We start from the raw sequence: 488 nt of genomic DNA, 5'->3' as shown, positions 1-488 counted from the left end.
CGCCCGCGCCGCCCGCGCCGGCCGCGCCGGCCGCGAAGCCGCAGATGGACGGCGCAGGCGACATCGGCGGCGGCATCGTCACCGGGCTGGTGAACGCAGCCACCGGCCTCGCCGGCATGCCCGGCATGGTGCAGCAGGCCGAAGGCGCTCTGTACGGCAAAGCGCTTGGCGCGATGGGCTTTCCCAACGTGGCCGACGCCGTGCGCAACGCGCCGTTCATGCCGACGCAGAGCACGGTCAACGGGCTGATTGAGAAGATTTCGGCCCGCTCTACAAGCCGCAGACGGGCCTGGGGCATCTCGCCCAGACCACGGCCGAGTTCGCGCTTGCGCGGCGGTCGGCCCGGGCGGCCTGATTCGTAAGATCATGGAGACCGTCGTCCCGGCGTTCGCGTCCGAGGGTGCGGGCCATCTCGCCAAGGGCACGTCCGCCGAGCCGTACGCCGCCCCGCTCGCCCCGCTCGCCGCGCTGGCCGGTGGCCTCGGCAC

At 73.6% G+C, this 488-nt stretch carries 1 pseudogene; it reads left to right on the top strand.

Annotated elements, in window-relative coordinates:
- Positions 1-362 (top strand): annotated as a pseudogene (locus FV217_RS23170) (hypothetical protein); the annotation flags it as partial.
- Positions 363-488 lie beyond the last annotated feature (126 nt).

Origin of the sequence: Methylobacterium sp. WL9, assembly GCF_008040035.1 — a bacterium.
GTDB lineage: Bacteria > Pseudomonadota > Alphaproteobacteria > Rhizobiales > Beijerinckiaceae > Methylobacterium > Methylobacterium thuringiense.
The sequence above is the reverse complement of the archived record's forward strand: the minus strand, read 5'-3'. Positions and strand labels throughout refer to the sequence as shown.